This window comes from Sphingomonas lenta, from assembly GCF_002288825.1.
GTDB lineage: Bacteria > Pseudomonadota > Alphaproteobacteria > Sphingomonadales > Sphingomonadaceae > Sphingomonas > Sphingomonas lenta.
Genome location: NZ_NSLI01000005.1, coordinates 115687 through 136010, shown reverse-complemented (window position 1 = coordinate 136010; position 20324 = coordinate 115687). Strand labels below are relative to the sequence as shown.

General features: G+C 72.7%; 14 protein-coding genes. 4 read left to right on the top strand and 10 right to left on the bottom strand.

The window, feature by feature from the left end; translation table 11 throughout:
* Window positions 1–4: 4 nt before the first annotated feature.
* The 4 genes from CKY28_RS16000 to CKY28_RS15985 form a co-directional block, all read right to left on the bottom strand.
* Window positions 5–1222 (bottom strand): NAD(P)/FAD-dependent oxidoreductase, encoded by a 1218-nt coding sequence (locus CKY28_RS16000; RefSeq protein ID WP_095999388.1) that lies wholly within the window; start codon window positions 1220–1222, stop codon window positions 5–7.
* Between the two features lie 76 nt (window positions 1223–1298).
* The gene (locus CKY28_RS15995; protein WP_176473138.1) at window positions 1299–3032 is read right to left on the bottom strand and encodes a sensor domain-containing diguanylate cyclase; all 1734 of its coding nucleotides are present in this window, start codon (window positions 3030–3032) and stop codon (window positions 1299–1301) included.
* Window positions 3033–3103: 71 nt separating this feature from the next.
* On the bottom strand, window positions 3104–4204 hold the full coding sequence (locus CKY28_RS15990) for a glycoside hydrolase family 68 protein (protein ID WP_095999386.1): 1101 nt from the start codon (window positions 4202–4204) through the stop codon (window positions 3104–3106).
* 64 nt (window positions 4205–4268) lie between these two features.
* Window positions 4269–6767 (bottom strand): TonB-dependent siderophore receptor, encoded by a 2499-nt coding sequence (locus CKY28_RS15985; protein ID WP_095999385.1) that lies wholly within the window; start codon window positions 6765–6767, stop codon window positions 4269–4271.
* A 200-nt stretch (window positions 6768–6967) separates the two neighbouring features.
* On the opposite strand from CKY28_RS15985, the gene CKY28_RS15980 reads away from it, so the two are divergent.
* The gene (locus CKY28_RS15980; protein WP_095999384.1) at window positions 6968–8245 is read left to right on the top strand and encodes an MFS transporter; all 1278 of its coding nucleotides are present in this window, start codon (window positions 6968–6970) and stop codon (window positions 8243–8245) included.
* Here CKY28_RS15980 and CKY28_RS15975 read toward each other — a convergent pair.
* Window positions 8242–9246: a LacI family DNA-binding transcriptional regulator gene (locus tag CKY28_RS15975; protein ID WP_095999383.1), complete on the bottom strand. Its 1005-nt coding sequence runs from the start codon at window positions 9244–9246 to the stop codon at window positions 8242–8244. The genes CKY28_RS15980 and CKY28_RS15975 overlap by 4 nt on opposite strands.
* A gap of 86 nt (window positions 9247–9332) precedes the next feature.
* The gene (locus CKY28_RS15970) at window positions 9333–9887 is read right to left on the bottom strand and encodes a DUF2231 domain-containing protein (protein ID WP_176473137.1); all 555 of its coding nucleotides are present in this window, start codon (window positions 9885–9887) and stop codon (window positions 9333–9335) included.
* Between the two features lie 350 nt (window positions 9888–10237).
* Between CKY28_RS15970 and CKY28_RS15965 the strand changes: the two genes are divergently transcribed.
* From CKY28_RS15965 to CKY28_RS15955, 3 genes are read left to right on the top strand one after another with little or no spacing between them, the layout of a single operon-like run.
* On the top strand, window positions 10238–11767 hold the full coding sequence (locus CKY28_RS15965; RefSeq protein WP_141243969.1) for a DUF4153 domain-containing protein: 1530 nt from the start codon (window positions 10238–10240) through the stop codon (window positions 11765–11767).
* Between the two features lie 11 nt (window positions 11768–11778).
* A complete protein-coding gene (locus CKY28_RS15960) occupies window positions 11779–12480 on the top strand; it encodes a response regulator transcription factor (RefSeq protein WP_095999380.1) in 702 nt (233 codons plus the stop codon).
* On the top strand, window positions 12465–14030 hold the full coding sequence (locus CKY28_RS15955; RefSeq protein ID WP_245841877.1) for a sensor histidine kinase: 1566 nt from the start codon (window positions 12465–12467) through the stop codon (window positions 14028–14030). Before CKY28_RS15960 ends, CKY28_RS15955 begins: the two co-directional genes overlap by 16 nt.
* Here the strand turns inward: CKY28_RS15955 and CKY28_RS15950 are convergent.
* From CKY28_RS15950 to CKY28_RS15935, 4 genes are all read right to left on the bottom strand, one after another.
* The gene (locus tag CKY28_RS15950; RefSeq protein WP_095999379.1) at window positions 14027–15019 is read right to left on the bottom strand and encodes a DUF2891 domain-containing protein; all 993 of its coding nucleotides are present in this window, start codon (window positions 15017–15019) and stop codon (window positions 14027–14029) included. The genes CKY28_RS15955 and CKY28_RS15950 overlap by 4 nt on opposite strands.
* Window positions 15016–15927 carry a 5-oxoproline transporter, DUF979 family subunit gene (locus CKY28_RS15945; RefSeq protein WP_095999378.1) on the bottom strand — a complete coding sequence of 304 codons (912 nt, stop codon included), beginning with the start codon at window positions 15925–15927 and terminating at the stop codon, window positions 15016–15018. The genes CKY28_RS15950 and CKY28_RS15945 overlap by 4 nt, the downstream gene beginning before the upstream one ends.
* Window positions 15924–16571 carry a DUF969 domain-containing protein gene (locus tag CKY28_RS15940; RefSeq protein WP_095999377.1) on the bottom strand — a complete coding sequence of 216 codons (648 nt, stop codon included), beginning with the start codon at window positions 16569–16571 and terminating at the stop codon, window positions 15924–15926. The genes CKY28_RS15945 and CKY28_RS15940 overlap by 4 nt, the downstream gene beginning before the upstream one ends.
* Before the next feature lie 151 nt (window positions 16572–16722).
* The gene (locus CKY28_RS15935; RefSeq protein WP_095999546.1) at window positions 16723–20295 is read right to left on the bottom strand and encodes a hydantoinase B/oxoprolinase family protein; all 3573 of its coding nucleotides are present in this window, start codon (window positions 20293–20295) and stop codon (window positions 16723–16725) included.
* Window positions 20296–20324: the final 29 nt, after the last annotated feature.

The window sequence follows — 20324 nt, the reverse complement described above, 5'->3', positions numbered from 1 at the left end:
AACGTCAGGCCATCTCCTTGAGCGGCACGGCCGCGTCCGCGAGCCGATCGGGCGAAATTCGCGCGCCGTCGAGCACCAGCTTGCGGCCCTGCACATAGTCTTTGACGCTGTTGACGCAGTCGAGCGCCACCACCCTGCCCCCGCGCAGGTAGACGACCGAGAAGCTGCGCGCGGCCGGGTCGCCCCGGACCAGCGCGGCGTCGTGGCCGGTCGAGAGGCCCATCGTCTGGAGCTTCAGGTCGTACTGGTTCGACCAGAACCAGGGCACGGCGTCGTACGCCGCGGCCTCGCCGGCGATGTGCTTGGCGGCGACGCTGGCCTGGTCGTTGGCGTTCTGGACCGACTCGATGCGGACCGCCGCGCCGCCGGCGAAGCGGTTGCGGTGGAGGGCGCAGTCGCCGACGGCGTAGACGTGCGGGAGCGAGGTCCGGCACGCCTCATCGACGAGGACGCCGTCGCCGCCTTCCGCGCCCGCTCGAAGCAGCGGCTCGACCGCCGGCTCGATGCCGATGCCGACTACCACGAGGTCGGCGGGCAGCAGCTCGCCGTCGGCCAGCCGCACGCCGGTGACGCGCCCATCGCCCTCCAGCCGGTCGACCGCGACGCCCAGCCGCACGTCGACGCCCTGCGCGCGGTGCTCGGCCTCGAAGAAGCGCGACAGCGCCTCGCCCGCCACGCGCGCGAGGACACGTTCCTGCGCTTCGAGCAGGGTGACCGCGACGCCCGCCTTGCGCATCACGGCGGCCGCCTCCAGCCCGATATAGCCGCCGCCGACGACCACCGCTTGGGCCACGTCGGGCAGCTCGGCGCGCATCCGGTCGACGTCGGCGCGCGTGCGGACGCTGTGCACGCCCGCGAGGTCGCCGCCGCGGCACGTCAGCCGCCTGGGCCGGCCGCCCGCAGCCCAGATCAGCTCGCCGTAGCCGACCTCGCCCGTCGGCGTGATCAGCGCGTGGCCGGCCGGATCGACCGCCGTCACCCGCTCGCCGAGCCGGAGCTTCACGTCGCGGTCCGCCCAGAAGGCGGGCGGGCGGATCAGCAGCCGCTCCCACTCCTTCTCGCCGGACAGGTATTCCTTGGAGAGCGGCGGGCGCTCATAGGGGAGCTCGGGCTCGTCGCCCACGATCGCGATCGAGCCGGCGAACTTGGCCTGGCGGAGCGCGATCGCGGCCTGCGCGCCGCCATGCCCCCCGCCCACGATGACGACGTCGTACCGGTCCATAGCGTCGCGATGCCGCCGCCGGGCGGCGGGCGCAAGCTAGGGGCACCCCGCAAAGTGCTGTTTTGCGGGGTGCCCGTTACGCGGCGAGCCTCAGCCGGTCGCGTCCTTCCGCTTTCGCGCGGTAGAGCGCTTCGTCGGCGGCGCGCATCACGTCGGCGCGCGTGGCGCCCGGCGCGACCTCGGCCAAGCCGATGCTCGCCGTGACGCGCAGCACGGCGCGGCCGGCCGGGAAGCCGGTCGCGGCCACCAGCAGGCGCAACCGCTCGCACACCGCCTGCGCGCGTTCCACGTCGGCGCTCGGCAGGAGCACGCCGAATTCTTCGCCGCCCAGCCGCGCCACCAGGTCGCCGTCGCGCAGGCTCCCGCGCGCCAGCTCGGCGAAGCGCGCGAGCACGCGGTCGCCCGCCTCGTGGCCGAACCGGTCGTTGACCTGCTTGAAATGGTCGAGGTCGACCACCGCCACGCAGGCGCGGCCGCCCGCGCCGAGCACGCGGTCCAGCGCCGCGTCGAACACGCGCCGGTTGGCGAGCCCGGTGAGCGGATCGGTGGCCGCCGCGCGCGACAGCTCGCCCTCCACGGCCTTGCGCTGGCTGATGTCGCGGATCGCGCTCACCACTCCGGTCACCTCGCCCAGCCCGTTGCGGAAGCCGCGCGTGTGCGTCTCGAACCAGCGCACCTCGCCCGATGCGGTGGCGGCGCGGTACTCCACGGCGACCGTGCTGTCCGGGTCCTCGAGCGCGGCGAGGTGCGCGCGCGTCACCTCCGCGCGGTGCTCGGGCAGCACGAGCTCGACGGCGTTCCGGCCGAGCACCGATTCGGGCGTGAACCCGCCCAGCTGCGCGATCGACGGCGAGGCGTAGCGGATGGTCCCATCCACGTCCAAGTTCAGCACGATGTCCGTGGAGTTGTCGGCCAGCAGCCGGTAGCGCGCCTCGCTCTCCCGCAACTCGTTGAACAGGGTGCGCCGGCGCCGGAGATCGGCCGCGACCGGCAGGATGGTGAGCACCGTCGCCGCCAGGTAAAGCAGGAAGAACTGCGACTTCTGCACCTGATCGCCGTCGAGCAGGTGGACGGGCCCGGACCCGACCACCGTGCACAGGCCGCCGACGCCGGCGATGATCAGCACGGACGCCGCGGCGCCCATCCTGCCGACGCGGAAGGTGGTGACCATGGCCGGCAGCACGGGCGCGAAGAGCAGCGGCGCGCCGTTCTGCGCGAAGACGCCGGCGGTGACGCCGACCGTCAGCGCCACGAGCCCGGCCGCTTCCGCCAGGCGCTCGGGCGACGCGTTCCGGACCCAGCGCCCGACCGCGCCCGACGCGACGAAGCCCAGGATCGGCACCGCGCTGATGTTGCCGAGCGCGTGCGCCGACATCCACAGCACCAGATTGTCGAAGAACGAGGTGCCCGTGATCCGCGAAACCACCGCCGCGCCGAGCGGGGCCGTCGCGAGCGGCGCGGCCACGCCGACGGCGAACACCAGGCGGGTCAGCCGGCCCAGCGAGTCGAGCGGGTCGCGCCCGACGTCGAACCGGTGCAGCAGGTGCGCCGCGATCACGCCTTCGAGCATGTTGATGAGGGCCAGCGGCACGGCCCCGACCGGCCCGACGCCCACCCAGGCGGTCGCGACGGCGCTGGCCGCCGCGCAGGCGAGCAGGATGCCCGGCCATTCGCGGCGCGGGCGGACGACGAGGCCGGCGATCTGCACCGCGCCCGCGAACCACAGGCACGCGACGCCGCCGCCGAAGCGGGTCAGCGCGATCGTCGCCAGGGCGACGACGAAATACGCCGCCCCCGTCGCGACCGCCACACGCGCCTGCCGATACCGCCTCCTCGTCACCGAACCGGACTAATTCGGATTAGGTGAAGATTGGGTTCACCTCAGGCGAGAACGGCGCGGTCCCCGTCCAGCCGCAGCCGCAGCACCGGCGCGGGCGTGCCCGCGAAATGCGCGCGCGCCTCGGCGCTGTTGCGCGGCGGGTGCGCGAGGCCGACCATGTCGGCGAAGCCCCATACCGACAGGTCGGGCAGCACTTGCCAGCTATAGGCCTGGGCGGGCGCCGCGGCCGGGTTGGCGAACACCAGGCCGTGGCCGTTGAGCGGCCGCCACGGCCCGTCCAGTCCCTCGGCGACGAGGCCGTACAGGCCGGTCGGCGCGTCCAGGCCAGGTGCGAACACCTTGGCCTGGGTCGACCAGAACAGGTAGGTCAGGCCCGCGTGCCGAACGCCATGCGGGCGTTCCAGCTCGTTGTTGACGCCCGTCGCGTCCACGAGCGGCGGCAGGAGCGACCAGCCCTGGCCGCACCTGACCGCCGCGCCGACCAGGCCGTTGAACGCGCTCGCCGCGCCCGCGCGCGACGCGGCGAAGAGCACTACGTCGTTTCCGTTTTGGCGGAGGTGGTACGGGTCGCGGAACGCCTTGATCGTGCCGACCGCGCCGCCTCCGGCCATGTCCGTCTCGTAAGTGACGCCGTCCGGGCGCACGATCTCGGCGGGCCGCGTCCAGTCGCCCAAGCGCACGGCGTCGCCCGCTACATCCAGCGCCGCGGAGGTCTCGAACAGGCGCTGGTCGAACGTGACCGCCGCCTCGCCCCGCGCTCCCGCCGCGGTGAAGTAGAGCGTCAGCCGGCGACGCTCGCGGTCGACGACCGCCGAGCCCGCCCATTCGCGGCTGCCCGGCGAGAAGCCGTCGGGCAGCAGCGGCCCGAGGTCGCGCCACGTCTCGCCCCGCCGGTGCAGCAGCCGGAGCCGCGCCATCGCGTGGCGCGCGTCGGGATCGGGCAGCACGGGCGCGGAGAGCGCCACGACCAGCAGCCCGCCCGCGATCTCCGCGAGGTCGCCCTTCTCCTCCAGCACCGGCCAATGGTCCCACAGGTCGACGCCCTCGATCACGCGCGGGGCGGCGGTGATGAGCGGTGCGCTCGGCACGGGCGCGCGGCCGATCGCCGCGACGTGCTCGGGGGTCCAGCGGAACGGGGTCATCTCGGTCCGGTAAAGAAGGACCCGGCGGGCTCGCAACCCGCCGGGCCAGTGGGGAGGACGTGGATCAGAAGTCGAGCCGGACCGAGGCGGACACGGTGCGCCCGTTGATCGAGCGGGCGCGGACGATGCCGTTCGCCGGGATCGTCCCCTCCTCCGCCTCGGTGAAGCCCTTCACGTTGAACAGGTTGTTGGCGTTCACCGCGAGCTGCACCCGGTCCATGAGCCGCACCTGCGCGAACGCGTTCACCTGGGTGAAGCCGGGCAGCACGAGCTCGTTGTTGTCCTGCGCGAAGCTGTCGGTGGTGCCGACCACGTTCGCGCCGATCGTGAAGCGCTCCGTGTCGAATTGCGGCGTCACCTGATAGATGAACTCGGCCTGGCGGCGCGGGCGGTTGCCCTCGACGCCCGGGTTGATCGCGTCGCGGCGGATCTCCGCGTCGGTATAGGTCGCGCCGGCCGACAGGCTGAACGGCCCGCGGCGGATGCTGCCTTCCAGCTCGACGCCCCAGGCGCGATAATCGCGGTTGAAGAAGCGCTGGGTGGTCGCCTCGAAATTCTGCTCCTCCGTCTCCGCGTAGAAGACGGTGCCGAACAGCGCGAGCCCGCCCTGGCGGTATTTGAGCCCGCCCTCGGCCTGCTTGACGAAGTCGACCGCGGCGTCGGCGTCGACCAGGTCGCCCGTAACCGTGCTCACCGCCGGGCCGAACAGCAGCCGGTCGGCGTTGGCGCGCGCCCCCCGACTGTAGCGCGCGAAGGCGGACAGGTCGTCGCGGAAGCGGTAGTTCACGCCCACCGAGTAGGACAGGTAGTCGTAATCATAGTCGACCGGCGCGGGCTGGGCGTAGGGAATGAACGCCACCTGCGTCTCCGGCGGCGTGATGACGCCGTCGGCGTTGATGTCGCCCCGCGTGATGCCGACGCGCCCGCCGCCCAGATCGGACCCGTAGACCGCGCCCTCCGCGTTGCCGAAATCGTAGCGGAGCGAGCCGTCGAGCGTCAGCCCGCCGCTGGAGAAGGTGGCGCTCGCGAACGGCGCGTAGGTTTCGTAGGTCACGTCGTAGCGCCGGCGGCAGCAATTTCCGAAGAAGCGCGCGCCGTAGCCGTAGAAGCCGTCCTGCGTGACGACCTGGCCAGCGGGCCCGCGCACGTCGACGAGAGCCGCGTTCCCGCGCCCGCGCACCTCGAGCAGCGTCGAGGTCCAGAGCCACGCCGTGTCGATCTCCTGCTGCGAGGCGTAGAAGCCGCCCGTCAGGTCGAGCGTGCCGCCGCCGAGCTCGAACTGGCGGCCGAGGCGCAGGTCGTTGGTGATGTTGTCCAGGCTGTTGAGCTTGGTGTCGAACACGACGATCGACGCGACCAGCTGGTTCGCCGGCACCGCCTGGCCGGCGTTCGGGCCGTTGAAATAACGCGCGGTCGCGCCCGCCCCGCCCAGCGCCGTCGCGGTGCCCGCGGCCGTGTCGACGGAGCCGGGGAAGTTGGAGATGAACCGGCCCGACACGTCGGAGAAGCGGAAGCGGTTGGTCACCGTCCAGCCGTCGGCGAACTCGCCCTGCACCTCGAAGCCGGCGGCGAACACGACGGGGTGCTGGCCGTCGCGGATGTCGTTGGTGGTGAGCCGGTTGTCCGCGTCCAGCGTCACGTTGGTGGTGAAGTAGCGCGAGTGGAGCGTGTCGCGGTTGATGCGGAAGCCGGGCACGTTCTGGTAGTCCGGATCGCCGTTGCTGCCGCGCACCAGCACCGGGTTGGGCAGATAGCCGATCGCGCGGTCGTTCAGGTACTTGCCGAAGACGCGGAGGTAGCCGCCCGCGAACTCCTTGGTGATGTTGGCCTTGATCTGGCCGCCCTTGTTGCCGTCGTAACCGGCGCGGCGGGGACCCTCGCCCTGGCGGTAGAAGCCGCCGATGTGGAAGCGGAGGTCGGGGGCCAAGCGGCCGCCATAATCGGCGTCGACGCGGTACTCCTCATAGTCGAGGCCCAGCGTACCCTGGATCGAGCCGCCTTGCGTCTCGCCCGTCTTGGAGATGAGGTTGATGACGCCGCCCGGCGAGTTGGACGCGAAGGTCGACGCCGAGCCGCCGCGCACCGCCTCCACGCGCGCGACGTTGAAGTCGGAGCGCAGGAAGATGTCGGCGTTGCCGAAGGTGATGTCGCCGAACTCGAGGACGGGCAGCCCGTCCTCCTGGAGCTGGAGAAACTTGGCACCGCCCGACGCCACCGGCAGGCCGCGCACGGCGATGTTGGCGTTGCCTTCGCCGCCCGACGACTCGGAGCGGATGCCAGGGATGTTGCGGAACACCTCGGCGACGGAGCGCGGCGCGATCTTCTGGATCTCCTCCTCGCCCAGCGAGCTGACCGAAACCGAGCTGTCGAGCCGGTTGGTCCCGCGCGCGACGGCGGTGACGACGATGTCGCCCGCCTGCTCGCCTTCCAGCTCGCCGTCCTGCGCGAGCGGAGCCTGCTGCGCTTGGCCGGCGGCGTCGGGTGGCGGCGTGATGTCCTGAGCGGCTGCGGGAACGGCCAGCGCCAGCACGGACGCGGCGAGCAATAGCGATGTCGCCTTCATGCGAAACCTCTCCTCTGAACCGTCGGTCGGCTCCGGCCGACTCGCTTTCCTCTGCATAGCCGACCCGCAAACGTTTTCAAGCGGCAACTTGCAAACGTTTGCCGTGCTGGTACGCTGCCTCCCACAGTGGCACCTGAGAGGCCGCGCCCAGGAGAGCGATCTTGAACAAACCCCGCCTGTCCTTCGCCCGCATCGTGCAGATGAACCTAGGCTTCCTGGGCCTGCAATTCTCGTTCGGGCTGCAGCAGTCGAACATGGGGCCGATCTACAGCTATCTGGGCGCGGACGAGGCGACCATGCCGCTCCTGTGGCTGGCGGGACCGATGACGGGGCTCATCGTCCAGCCGATCGTGGGGGCGCTCAGCGACCGCACCGTCACGCGCATCGGGCGGCGGACGCCCTATTTCCTCATCGGCGCGGTGATCTGCTCGCTGGCGCTCCTCGCCATGCCGTACAGCCCCGAGCTGTGGGTCGCGGCGTCGCTGCTCTGGATCCTGGACGCGGCCAACAACATCACCATGGAGCCGTACCGCGCATACGTCAGCGACCGGCTGGACGAGCCGCAGCGGCCGCTAGGGTTCCTGACGCAGAGCGCGTTTACGGGGCTCGCGCAGACGCTCTCGTACCTAGCGCCGACGATCTTCGTCGCGCTCGGCATGAACCCCGACCTGGTCGACGCGAACGGCATCCCGCAGGTGACCAAGATCGCGTTCGTGATCGGCGCGATCCTGAGCCTGTCGACGATCGTCTGGTCGGTCTGGCGCGTGCCCGAGCTGCCGCTGAGCGACGCGGAGGTCGCGCGGATGCGCTCGCGCCCGCAGGGGATCGGCACCATGGCGCGCGACCTCGCGGAGGCGTTCCGCGACATGCCGCGCCCGATGCGCCAGCTGGCGGTCGCGATGCTGTTCCAGTGGTACGGCATGTTCTGTTACTGGCAGTACGTCGTCTTTTCGCTGTCGCGCTCGCTCTACGGGAGCACGGCGGCGGACGCGGTGCGCGACGCGGCGCTCGTCAACGGGCGGCTCGGCGGCTTCTACAACGCCGTCGCCTTCGTCGCCGCGCTCGCGCTGGTGCCCGTCACGCGGCGCATGGGCGCGAAGCCCGTCCACGCGCTCTGCATGGTCGCGAGCGGCCTCGCGATGCTGGCGCTGCCCGGCATGACGAGCGAGGGGTGGGCGTACTTCCCCATGATCGGCATCGGGCTCGGCTGGGCGAGCCTGATGGGCAACCCCTACGTCATGCTCGCGGGCTCCATCCCGGTGGAGCGGACGGGCGTCTATATGGGCATCTTCAACATGTTCATCGTCGTGCCCATGCTGATCCAGAGCCTGACCATGCCGCTGATCTACGAGCCGTGGCTTCGCGGCGACGCGCGCAACGTGCTGCTGCTGGCGGGTGCGATGATGCTGGCGGCCGCCGTCGCGACGATGCTGGTGCGCGCGCCGCGGGAGGTCGCGCCGAGCGCGTTGGCCGCCTAGCTCGACCCGCGGACGATCAGCTCCGGCGGCATCTCGACCGACTCGACCGCCTCGCCGCGCATGCGCTTCAGGAGCAGGTCGACGATCAGCCGCGCGCCCAATCCCAAGTCCTGGCGCACGGTGGTCAGCGGCGGGGTGGTGTAGCGCGCGACGGCGATATCGTCATAGCCCACGACGGACACGTCCTCCGGCACGCGCAAGCCCCGCTCGGCGAGCGCCTGCATCGCCGTCATCGCGATCACGTCCGACGCGGCGACGATGCCGTCCGGCGGCTCGTGGCCGGCCAGGAACGCCGCGATCTCCTGATACGCGTCGGTCGTGGTCAGGTGCACGGGCCACACCGTGTCGCCGACCGAGTGCTCCGCCATCGCCTGGTGGAAACCCTGGTAGCGCGCGGCGAACTCGGGCACCGCCGGATTGCCGAGGAAAGCCGGGCGCGTGCGGCCGCGTTCCAGCAGGTGCTCGGCCGCGACGCGCCCGCCGGCGACGTTGTCGGTGCCCACCGTCACCTGCGCGCCGTCCGCGACGCGCGCGCCCCAGACGACCATCGGCTGGTAGCGGCGCGCCACGTCCTCGATCGCGTCCATCTGGTCCGACTGGCCGATCACCACCGTGCCGTCGACGCGGCCGCTGTCGACGCGATCGGTCAACCACTCGTCGTCGGCCGGGATCACGCGGGAGAGAAGGAGGTCGTAGCCGGCCTCCGCCAGCCTGTCGGCGAGCGGCGCGATCAGCCCCATGAAGAAAGGATCCGACAGCGCCTGCCCCGCCTCGTGACCCAGCGGGATCACGACGCCGATCGTCGCGGTGCGCCGCTTGCGCAGCGCGCTCGCCGTCTGGTTGAGGCGGAAGCCGTGCTCGCGCGCCAGCTCGCGGACGCGCACCCGCGTCGCCTCCGCGACCACCGGATTGCCGGCCAGCGCGCGCGACACGGTCGCCGGCGACACGCCCGCGATCCGCGCGATCTCGACCAGCCCGACCGTGCCGTCCCGCCGTTTCATGCGTACCGTTCTAGCCGCCTCACGCGGTGCGGGTAGCCCAGATCGTTTCGGTCGGGAATGATCTATGTCGTCCTAGCCGGGTACGATCAGTGGACCAGCTGCTTCTCCTCGTGGTCGTGCTGGTCGTTCTCGCCGATCACGCCGACCATGTGGCGATAGGAGAGCTCCGCGCCCGCCCAGCCGGTGACGCCCACCAGCGCCGCCGTCGCCGCGCTCAGGCCGACCGCGGTCGTGCTCGGCGGCTCGTCGCCCGAACCGCGCCGTGCGAGCAGGCTCGCCGCCGCCAAGCCCAGCGCCGCCGGGTTGCCGTAGGCGTGCAGCTTGCCGACCGTCTTCTCGCGCGCGCGGCGGATGGTGAAATAGTCGATCGCGCCAACCGCACCCGCGGCCAAGCCCGAGACGATGCCCGCGCCCAGCAGCCATTTGGACGCGCGCGCCCAGAACGGGTCTTCGGTGCTGCGCGCGGCGAGATCGGTGACAAGCGCGCCCGTGAGGAACGCGACCGGGTACGGGATCATCATCGGATGCAGCGGATGGCCGCCCACCGCCGCCGTGCTCGGCAGCCCGCGCGCCGGGTTCTCCCGGTCGCCGTCGACCGGGTTCAGGGTGTCGCCGATCGCCGTAACCGCCGCCGATGCCATAAGGGTGCTCCAAACCATGTGTTCGTTACGAGGGCAAACGACGGCGTGGGGCGGGCGTTCCCCGCTTAACCCCTCGCCCGTCACCCCGGACTTGTTCCGGGGTCCATCGTCGTACGCACGATCCGCGTCGAGGGTGCGCACCGCCGTCCGTCCCCCCGCTCGCGACCGGTCCGCCCGGACGGCGATGGACCCCGGAACAAGTCCGGGGTGACGAGTGGGGGTGAAGTAGAGCGGCGCACTCAGCCCTGCACCATTCCTGCACGGCGTCCGCGCCGAAACCGCGCGGGCGGCGCAGCCTCCTCTCGACGCGCGGCTGCCAGGGCCGAGGCTCCACCGTCAGGAGCCCGTGCATGCCCCGATCCACCCCGACCCGCTTGAGCTTCCAGCGCAAGGTCGCCGCCGCGTTCCTGCTCGTCGTGCTCGCGCACCAGCTCTTCTTCGGGCACGAGCCGGGCTGGACGTTGGGCGGCTTCGCGCTGGCCTGGGCCGCGGCGCTCGCGATCGCGGCGCCCGCGGTGCGGCGGCGCGCGGCGCTGCCGGCGCTCGGCGCGGCGGCGTTGTTTGGGCTGGTGCTGGTCGACGACCCCAGCCCGCTCGCATGGGCGCTGTTCTGGACGTCCGTCTCCTCGGCGGCGCTGCTCACGCGCGTCCGCTTCGACGACGCCGCGCGCTGGGCGGTCCGGCTCGCCGCCTATGCCGTGGCCGCTCCGTTCCGCCTGCTCGGCGACGCGCTCCGCCTGCTCCGTCGGGGGACGGGCGGCGGCGCGCGCACCGTGATCGGCACGCTGGCGCTGCCGGTGATCGGCGGCGCGGTGTTCATCCTGCTGTTCGCAGGCGCGAACCCGCTGATCGGCGAAGCGGTCGGCCGGCTGGAGCCGCCCTCGTTCTGGGAGACGGTGGTGCGCCTGGTGTTCTGGGGTGCGGTGCTCGTCACCGTGTGGCCGAGCTTCAGGCCGTACGCGCTCCGTCTGCCTACCGTCCGCGTCTCGGGACCCCTGCTTCCCGACCCGAGCGTTGCCACGCTCACGCTCTCGCTCCTGACGTTCAACGTCATCTTCGCCGTCGAGAACGCGCTCGACCTCCTCTTCCTCTGGAGCGGCGCGCCGCTGCCCGGCGAAGTGACGCTCGCCGACTACGCGCATCGCGGCGCGTACCTGCTGATCGTCACCGCGCTTCTCGCGGGCGCGTTCGTGCTCGTCGCATTGCGCCCCGGCGGTCCGGGCGCGCGGAGCCCGCTCGTGCGCCGGCTCGTCGTGCTCTGGATCGCGCAGAACCTCCTGCTCGTCGCCTCCAGCGCGCGGCGCACGCTCGATTACGTCGACGCGTACCAGATGACGGTGCTGCGGTTGGCGGCGCTCGCCTGGATGGCGCTCGTCGCGGTGGGGCTGGTGCTGGTGTGCTGGCGCATGCTGCGCGGCCGGTCGGCGGCGTGGCTCCTCAACGCCAACGCGCTCGCGGCCGCGCTGACGCTGGCGGGCGCAAGCGTCGTGGATCTGGAGGCGACCGCGGCGGCCTACAACGTGCGCAACGCGCGCGAGGGCGACCGGATCGACCTCTGCTACCTCCAGCAACTCGGCACCTCCGCGCTGATCCCGCTCGTCGAGCTGGAGCGCCGAGCGGGCGGTCCGGTGCTGCGCGACCGCGTCGCCTATCTGCGCGAGGACGCGCTGGCCCAGCTCCGGCGCGAGCAAGGGGATTGGCGCAGCTGGACGTGGCGCGGCGCGCGCCGGCTCGCCGCCGCGGAGGCGATCGTCGGGCCGGAGAAGCCGCGCCCGCCCGAGCCCGCGAACGGCCGCGCCTGCGGCGGCGCGCCGCTCCCGCCTCCCCCGCCGCAGGTCCAGCCCCCCGCGCGGCCGTTGACGGCGGAGGCGCGGCCGTGATCCAGTGCCCCATGCCCCGCACCATCCTGGTCGTCGACGACGACCCGCACATCCGCCAGCTCCTGCTCTTCGCGCTCGACAAGGCGGGGCTCGACACCGCGGAGGCGGAGGACGGCGAGGCCGCGCTCGCCGCGGTCGAGCGGGTCCGGCCCGACCTGGTCGTGCTCGACATCAACATGCCGCGGATGGACGGGCTGGAGGTGTGCCGACGGTTGCGCGCGGGCGGCGACCTGCCCGTGCTGTTCCTGTCGTCGCGCGACGACGAGATCGACCGGGTGCTCGGCATCGAGCTCGGCGCGGACGATTACGTGGTGAAGCCCTTCTCGCCGCGCGAGGTGGTGGCGCGCGTGCAGGCGGTGCTGCGCCGCACCGCGCCGCGACCGCCCGCCGTTCAGGACGCCGCGCAGCCGCTCCGCCACGGGCGCCTCCTGCTCGACCCGGACGGCTGGCGCGCGGAATGGGCGGGGGCGGAGGTGCCGCTCACCGTGACCGAGTTCTCGGTGCTGCGCACGCTCGCCTCCATGCCTGGCCGCGTGTGGAGCCGCGACCAGATCATCGACCGGCTGCACGGCCCCGGCTTCGCCATCACCGACCGCACGATCGACAGCCATGTCCGCAACCTCCGCGCCAAGTTCGCGAACGTGGGCGGCGTCGACGTGGTGGAGACGCGGCCCGGCGTGGGCTATCGCCTGGGCGCGTGCGCCGGCCGGTGATCCGCGCCGCCAAGGACTGGCTGAAGCGCCGCTGGCCGAGGCTACGGCTCAGGACCATCCTGTTCGCCGTGCTGTTCTTCGTCGCGGCGCTGCCGGGCGTCGGCGCGGTGGGCTTACGCGTCTACGAGAACACGCTCGTCCGCCAGACGGAATCGGAGCTGATCGCGCAGTCCGCCGCGCTCGCCGCCGCCGCGGCCGCGCTCTGGCCGGGCGCGCCGCCGCTCGCCACGCCGCCCGCCGAGTTCCGGCCCGAGCCGCCCTCCATCGACCTCAGCACCTCGCCCATCCTGCCCGAGCGCCCGCCGCCCCGCGCGATCGCGGGCGCGCCCGACCCGGTCGCGCGGCGGGCGGCCCAGCGGATCGCGCCCGTGCTCCGGCGCACGCGCCGGACCACGCTCGCGTCGATCGCGCTGCTCGACGGGCGGGGACGGCTGATCGGGACGGCGGCGGGCTATGCGCACCTGCCCGAGGTGGCCCGCGCGCTCAGGGGCCGGCCGGCGACCGTGCTCCGGCGGCATAGCGGCTACCGCGCGGTGTACCGCTTCGAATGGCTGTCGCGCGCCGCCGCGATCCGCGTGCATCATGCGCGGCCGATCGTCGTCGAGGGCCGCGTGGTCGGCGTGCTGTTGCTGTCGCGGTCGGCGCGCGCGCTGTTCCGGGGCCTCTACGAGGACCGCGGCAAGATCGCGCTGGGCGTGCTCTCCATTTTCCTGCTGCTCGTGATCCTGAGCGGCGTCCTGTCGCGCGGCATCGCCAAGCCGATCGAGGGCCTGGGTAGCGTCACGCGCCAGGTGGCGGGCGGGCGCGGCGGGGTGCGCGTGCCCGACCCGCCCACCACCGCCGCGGTCGAGATCCAGGGCCTCTACGCCGATTTCGCCACCATGGCCGACCGCGTCGAGCGCCGCTCCCGCTACCTGCGCGACTTCGCGCACGCGGTCAGCCACGAGTTCAAGACGCCGCTGGCGGGGATCCGCGGCGCGTTGGAGCTGCTCGCCGACCACGGCGCGGAGATGAGCGCCGCCGAACGCGCGCGCTTCATCGCCAACGCCGACGCCGACGCGGGCCGCCTGACCGCGCTCGTCACGCGCCTGCTGGAGCTCGCGCGCGCCGACATGACGCCGGGCGCCGGAGGTGAGACTATCGATCCCGTCCCCGTGCTCGCCCGCGTCGCCGACGCGTTCCGCACGCCCGACTTCGCGGTCGCGCTGCCGGCCGACCTCCCGCGGCTGGCCATGTCCGCGTCCGCGCTGGAGGCGGCGCTCACCACCTTGTTCGAGAATAGCCGCCAGGCGGGCGCGACGCGGATCGCGGTCGCCGCCGAGCGCCGGGACGCGACGCTGGTCCTGCGCGTCGCCGACGACGGGCCCGGTATCGCGCCGACGGACCGCGCGCGGGTGTTCGAACCCTTCTTCACGACCAAGCGCGCAGGGGGCGGCACGGGGCTCGGCCTGCCGATCCTGCGCTCGCTGCTGGAGAGCGACGGCGCGACGATCGCGCTGACGGACAGCGTGGAGGGCGCGGCGTTCGAGCTGGAGCTGCCGATCGCCTAGCCTTCGAGCGCGAGCAGCGCGAAGGTGGCGAGCCAGTGCGTGCCCATATAATCGTCGGCGATGTGCGGCAGGCTGGCGGCGACGTGGCGCTCCGCCGCGGCTTCGGCCATGCGGGCGACCGGGTGATCCGCTCCCAGCGCCCGCCCGATCCCGCGCCAGCACCAGGCGCGGCTGAGGTTGAGCCCGTCGAGGTGGGCGATCTTGCCGTCCGAGCGGTCGGACACGTGCGCGGGCTCGAACAGGGTCGCGGGCCGGCCGTCGCAGAGGTCGGGCAGGAAGACGTCGAACCACCCGCCGAACGCGTCGCGGCCGAGGACGCGGCTCATCAGCAGCGCTTCCGACAGCGCGGGGGAGAGGAACTCGTCGCCGCCGGGCTCCCAGGCCTGGCAGCCGCGGTCGGCCCCGAACCAGGCGAGCGCGCGTTCGGCGGTCAAGTCCGCCAAGTCCGGGTCGTGGATCTCGGCCCACTCATGGGCGAGTGTCAGGGCGAAGGCGGTGTTGAAGTGCGTGCCCGTGCGGATCGGATAGGTCAGCTTGGGCAGGTGCGCGCGGAACCGCTCGGCGAAGGCGCGGGCCAGCGGCTCCAGCGCTCCACCCCAATCCGCGTCGTGCCGGGCCGCCTCCCCGTGCAGCGCCAGCGCCCAGGCCCAGCCGTACGGCCGCTCGAAACCGGCGCTCCCCGGCCGGTCCAGATAGGCGAGCTCGCCCGCGACCTTGTCGGGCGTGAGCATCGCGTCCGCCCGCTCGCGGATGTCGCCCGCTTGCGCCATGTCGGGATGGAGCCCGAGCAGGCGCAGGAGCTGCCACCAGCCGTGGACGCAGCTATGCCAGTCGAAGCTGCCGTGGAAGATCGGGTGCAGCGCCGAGGGCGTCGCCGCGTCCTCCGGCCCGTTCAGCACATGGTCGAGCTTGTGCGGGTATTCCTGGCCGATGTGCGACAGGGTGAGCTGGGCGAAGCGCTCGGCGACGACTCGCGTGAGGCGGCTCACGACAGCACCCACCAGAGGAGCGCGAGGTTGAACAGGAGCAGCGGCAGCGCGGTGGGCACCTGCGCCTTCACCACGCCGTTGCGGTCCTTGAGCTCGAGGAGCGCCGCGGGCACCAGGTTGAAGTTCGCGGCCATAGGCGTCATCAGCGTCCCGCAGAAGCCCGCCAGCATGCCGATCGCGGCCACGGGCGCGGGGTCGCCCCCGAACTGCCGCATCAGGATCGGCACGCCCACCGCCGCCGCCATCACAGGGAAGGCCGCGAAGGCGTTGCCCATCACCACCGTGAACAGCGCCATGCCGACCGCGTACGCCGCGACCGCGCCGAGCAGGCTCCCTTCCGGGATCGCGCCGCCCACCAAGCCGCCGACAACGTCGCCGACACCCGCGATTGCGAACACCGCCCCGAGGCTCGCCAGCATCTGCGGCAGCACCGCCGCCCACCCCACATCATCCATCAGCCGCCTGCCCTCGCGGAATGGCGTCGCCAGGCCGGGCCGGAGCCAGGCATAGCCGATCCCGAGCGCCAGCAGCACGCCGAGCGCCAGCGCGACCAACGTCGCCTGCCGCGCGTCGACCAGCGCCGGCACTTGCTTGAACAGCAGCGTACCGACGAGCGCCGTGGCCGGGATGATGAGCGCGGCCGCGAACAGCGCGTTGCCGCGCGGCCGCTCGGGCGACGCCTCGCGCGGGCGGGCGCGGAAGCGGCCGGAGGCGGCGATGGCGGTGAGCGCGATCACGAGCAGGCCGTTGCCGAAATCGCCGAGGAGGTCGCCCGCGAAGAAGCTGACTGACAGGAGCGCGTAGAAGGCGGCGTTGGCGATCCGGCGCGGGGCGTCGGCCAGCGCCAGCACCGCGAACAGCGCGAAGACCGAGCCCGCGACGCCGTAGACGAGGTTGAGGCCGATCACTTCGGCAGCCTGCGGTCGAGCAGGTGGAGGCGGAATCCGTGGATCAGGAACGCCGCCACCGCGGTCGGGATCGCCCAGACCGACAGGTCGAACGGCTCGACGGCGATGCCGTAGCCCTGAAGCACGCCCACCATCAGCAGGATGGAGCCGATCGCGATGAAGATGTCCTCGCCGAAGAACAGGCCGACATTGTCGGTCGCGGCGGTGAGCGCCTTGACGCGCTCGCCCTGGTCGACCGCGCCCCGCCCCTCCGCCGCGGCCTCCGCCATGGGCGCGACGAGCGGCCGCACGGTCACCGCGTGCCCGGCGATCGACACGAGGCCCAGCGCCGCCGTGACCTGGCGGAATAGCAGGTAGAAAATCAGCAGCCGCCCGGCGGTCACCCGCGCGAACCGCCCGATCAGTTCGCGGGCGCGGGCCTGGAGGCCATAGCGTTCGAGCAGCCCGATCACCGGCAGCACGATGTAAATCGCCGACACGTAGCGACTGTCGTTGAACGCCTTGCCGAACACCGAGACGATGCGCAGCGGGTCGAGCCCCGCCGCCAGCCCCGTCACCAGCGCGGAGGCGAGCACCACCAGCAGCGGGTTGAACCTGAGCAGGAACCCGCCCGCGATCACCAGTATGCCCGCCAGCACCAGCATCAGGCTCGCCCTTCCCTCATGCGCCCACCTTTCGTCACCCCGGACTTGTTCCGGGGTCCATCGTGGTCCGCGCACTCCGGACGGATCGCTCGCACGACGATGGATGCCGGAACAAGTCCGGCATGACGGGGGCGGCCGGGGTGAGGGTAGCTCACCCTAACCGTCCCCATCCGCCGCCGCCCGGCGTCTCGATCACGAACGCGTCGCCCGGCGTCATCTCCACCGCGGCGGTGGAGCCGAGCGGCTCGACCGAGCCGTCCGCGCGCTCGACGCGGTTCGCGCCGGCAGCGCCCGACCCGCCGCCGTCCAGGCCGAAAGGCGGCACGCGGCGGCGGTTCGACAGGATCGCGGCGCGCATGGGTGCGCGAAAGCGGATGCGGCGCACCGCGCCGTCGCCGCCGCTATGCGCGCCCTCGCCGCCCGATCCGCGCCGGATCGCGAACTCCTCCAGCAGCACGGGGAAGCGCGTTTCAAGCACCTCGGGGTCGGTCAGGCGGCTGTTGGTCATGTGCGTCTGCACCGCCGACGCGCCCTCGCCGTCGGGCCCTGCGCCCGCGCCGCCGGCGATCGTCTCGTAATATTGGCGGGTGGCGTCGCCGAAGGTGAAGTTGTTCATCGTGCCCTGCGAGGCCGCCATCGCGCCCAGCGCGCCGAGCAGCGCATCGGTGACGACCTGGCTCACCTCCACATTGCCCGCCACCACGGCGGCGGGGTGGCGCGGGGACAGCATGGAGCCGTCCGGGATGACGATCTCGACGGGGCGGAGGAAGCCGTCGTTCAGGGGGATGCTCCGCCCGACCATCAGCCGCATGACGTAGAGCACCGCCGCGCGCACGACCGAGCGCGGGGCGTTAAAGTTGCCCGGGTGCTGCGGGCTCGTGCCGGTGAAGTCCACGACCGCCCGACCCTGATCGCGCTCGACGCGCACCGCGACACGCACGACCGCGCCGTCGTCCAGCTCGTACGCGAACGCGCCTTCGGGCAGGTCGGCGATCAGCGTCCGCACCGCGTCGGCAGCGTGCGCCTGGACGTGCTCCATATACGCGGCGACCGTCTCGGCCCCGTGCGCTGCCACGAGCGCCTCGAGCCCGTACGCGCCGCGGGCGCATGCGGCGACCTGGGCCAGCAGGTCGGCGATGTTCTGGTCGACATTGCGCGCCGGATACCGGCCGGACGCGAACAGCGCGCGCAGCTCCGCCTCGCGGAACGCGCCGCCGTCGACGACCGTCACGTCGTCGAGGATCATGCCCTCCTCCTCGATCGTGCGGCTGTGTGGGGGCATGGAGCCGGGGCTGATCCCGCCCACGTCGGCATGATGCCCGCGTGCGGCGACGAAGAAGGCGGGATCGGGGCTGCCAGCGAACACCGGCATAATCGCAGTGATGTCGGGCAGGTGCGTGCCGCCGCGATAGGGCGCGTTCAGCGCATAGACGTCGCCGGGCTTCATCGTGCCCCGCCGGCTCTCGATCACCGTGCGGATGCTCTCGCCCATGCTGCCGAGGTGCACGGGGATGTGCGGGGCGTTGGCGACGAGGTTGCCCTGCCCGTCGAACAGCGCGCAGGAGAAGTCGAGCCGTTCGCGAATGTTGACCGACGACGCGCTCCGCTGGAGCGCCGCGCCCATCTCCTCCGCCAGCCCCATGAACAGGCCGGCGAAGATCTCGAGCCTCACAGGGTCGAGCGCCGCGCCCGCCGTCGCTCGCGCGCGCGGCGCGCGGCGGGTGAGCACCAGGCTGCCCTCGCTTTGCACGCGCGCAGTCCAGCCAGGCTCGACGACGGTGGTCGACACGGGATCGACGATCAGCGCAGGCCCCGCGATCTCCGCACCGACGGTCAGCCCGCTCCGCTCGTACAGCGGCGCGCGACGGGCCTCGCCGGCGAGGTGGGTCGCGACCTCCGCGATCGGCGGCGCGCTATCGGACGGGAGCGTGACGGCCGCGCCGCCCTCGCCCGCGGCGGCGACCGCCTCCACGCGCAGCAGCTCGACGACGAGCGCGCCCCCGCCCGTGAAGCCGAAGCGCTCGCGGTGCGCCGCGTCGAACGCCGCGCGCATGGCGTCGGCCGGGCCGAACGGCACCTCGATGCCGAAGTCGGCCCGCGCGAACCGCAGCTGCGCGCGCGACTCCGCCGCGACGCCCTCCGTCACGCCCTGCATCGCCAGCTCGTCGCGTGCTCGGATTTCCAGCTCGGCCCGTGCCGTCTCCAGTGCGGCCGCGTCCTCCAGCGCGAGCGCCACCGTCGCCTCCTGGAGCACGCGCCGGTCGGCGAGCCCCATGCCATAGGCCGACAGCACGCCCGCGAGCGGGTGGATCATCACCCGCTCCATGCCCAGCGCGTCGGCGACGAGGCAGGCGTGCTGCCCGCCCGCGCCGCCGAAGCAGGCGAGCGTGTAGGCGGCGGGATCATGCCCGCGCGCGACCGATATCGCCTTGATCGCCCCCGCCATGTTGGCGACCGCGATCGCGACCAACCCCTCCGCCGCCGCCTCTTGGGCAGGCCGCGCGCCGGTCGCCGCCTCGACTTGATCAAGCAGCGCGTCCATGCGCGCCTCCGCCGCCGCGCGGTCGAGCGGCTGGTCGCCCGCGGGCCCGAACACCTGCGGGAAGTGCCTGGGCTGGATCTTGCCGAGCAGCAGGTTGCAGTCGGTGACGGTGAGCGGTCCGCCGCGGCGGTAGCAGGCCGGCCCCGGATCGGCCCCCGCCGATCCGGGGCCGACGCGGAAACGGCCGTCCTCGAACAGGCAGATCGACCCGCCGCCCGCCGCGACCGTGTCGATGCGCATGGTGGGCGCGACCACGCGCACGCCCGCCACCACGCCCTCGTGCCGCCGCTCGAACCGCCCGGCGTAGAGCGAGACGTCGGTCGAGGTGCCGCCCATGTCGAAGCCGATGACGTGGGAGAACCCGGCCGCCTCCGCGGTGCGCGCCATGCCGACGATCCCACCCGCCGGACCCGACAGCAGCGCGTCGCGGCCGCGGAACCGCGCGCCTTCGACCAGCCCGCCGTTCGACTGCATGAACAGCGGCCTGGCCCCGCCCAACTCGCGCTCCAGACCTTCGACGTAGCGCCCGAGGCCCGGCGAGAGATACGCGTCGACCACCGTCGTATCCCCGCGCGCGACGAGCTTGATGACGGGCGCGACGTCGTGGCTCGCCGACACCTGAGTGAAGCCGATGCGCTTTGCCAATTCGGCCAGCGCCCGCTCGTGCTCAGAGTGGCGGTAGCCGTGCATCAGCGCGATCGCGATCGAGCGCAGTCCCGCGTCGTACGCGGCGTGGAAGTCCCGCTCCGCCGTGTCCAGGTCGAGCGGCCTGAGCACCCCACCGTCGGCGTCCACCCGCTCGTCCACCTCGACGACGCAATCGTACAGCGGCTCGGGCAGGCGGATGGCGCGCGCGAAAATGTCGGGCCGATCCTGGTAGCCGATGCGGAGCGCGTCGCCGAAGCCGCGCGTGATCGCGAGCAGGGTCGACTCGCCCTTGCGCTCGAGCAGCGCGTTGGTCGCGACGGTGGTGCCGATGCGGATCTCGGCGGGCGGCAGCGGCCCGTCGCGTACGCCCGTCAATCGCCGGATCGCCTCGACGGCGGCGTCGTCGTAGCGGCCGGGGTCCTCCGACAAGAGCTTGGCCGTCAGCAGCCGCCCGTCCGGCGCGCGGGCCACCACGTCGGTGAACGTTCCCCCGCGATCAATGTGGAGCCGCCAAGGGTGGGGAACGCCGTGCACCACCGGCCCCTAACATCCCGCCGTCCGCG

Excerpts from the sequence above, each read along its gene's own strand:
- CKY28_RS15960 (WP_095999380.1), top strand. The coding sequence starts at position 11,779 with ATGCCCCGCACCATCCTGGTCGTCGACGACGACCCGCACATCCGCCAG.
- CKY28_RS15970 (WP_176473137.1), bottom strand. The coding sequence starts at position 9,887 with ATGGCATCGGCGGCGGTTACGGCGATCGGCGACACCCTGAACCCGGTC.
- CKY28_RS15990 (WP_095999386.1), bottom strand. The coding sequence starts at position 4,204 with ATGACCCCGTTCCGCTGGACCCCCGAGCACGTCGCGGCGATCGGCCGC.
- CKY28_RS15965 (WP_141243969.1), top strand. The coding sequence starts at position 10,238 with ATGCCCCGATCCACCCCGACCCGCTTGAGCTTCCAGCGCAAGGTCGCC.
- CKY28_RS15985 (WP_095999385.1), bottom strand. The coding sequence starts at position 6,767 with ATGAAGGCGACATCGCTATTGCTCGCCGCGTCCGTGCTGGCGCTGGCC.
- CKY28_RS15980 (WP_095999384.1), top strand. The coding sequence starts at position 6,968 with ATGAACCTAGGCTTCCTGGGCCTGCAATTCTCGTTCGGGCTGCAGCAG.
- CKY28_RS15940 (WP_095999377.1), bottom strand. The coding sequence starts at position 16,571 with ATGCTGGTGCTGGCGGGCATACTGGTGATCGCGGGCGGGTTCCTGCTC.
- CKY28_RS15975 (WP_095999383.1), bottom strand. The coding sequence starts at position 9,246 with ATGAAACGGCGGGACGGCACGGTCGGGCTGGTCGAGATCGCGCGGATC.
- CKY28_RS16000 (WP_095999388.1), bottom strand. The coding sequence starts at position 1,222 with ATGGACCGGTACGACGTCGTCATCGTGGGCGGGGGGCATGGCGGCGCG.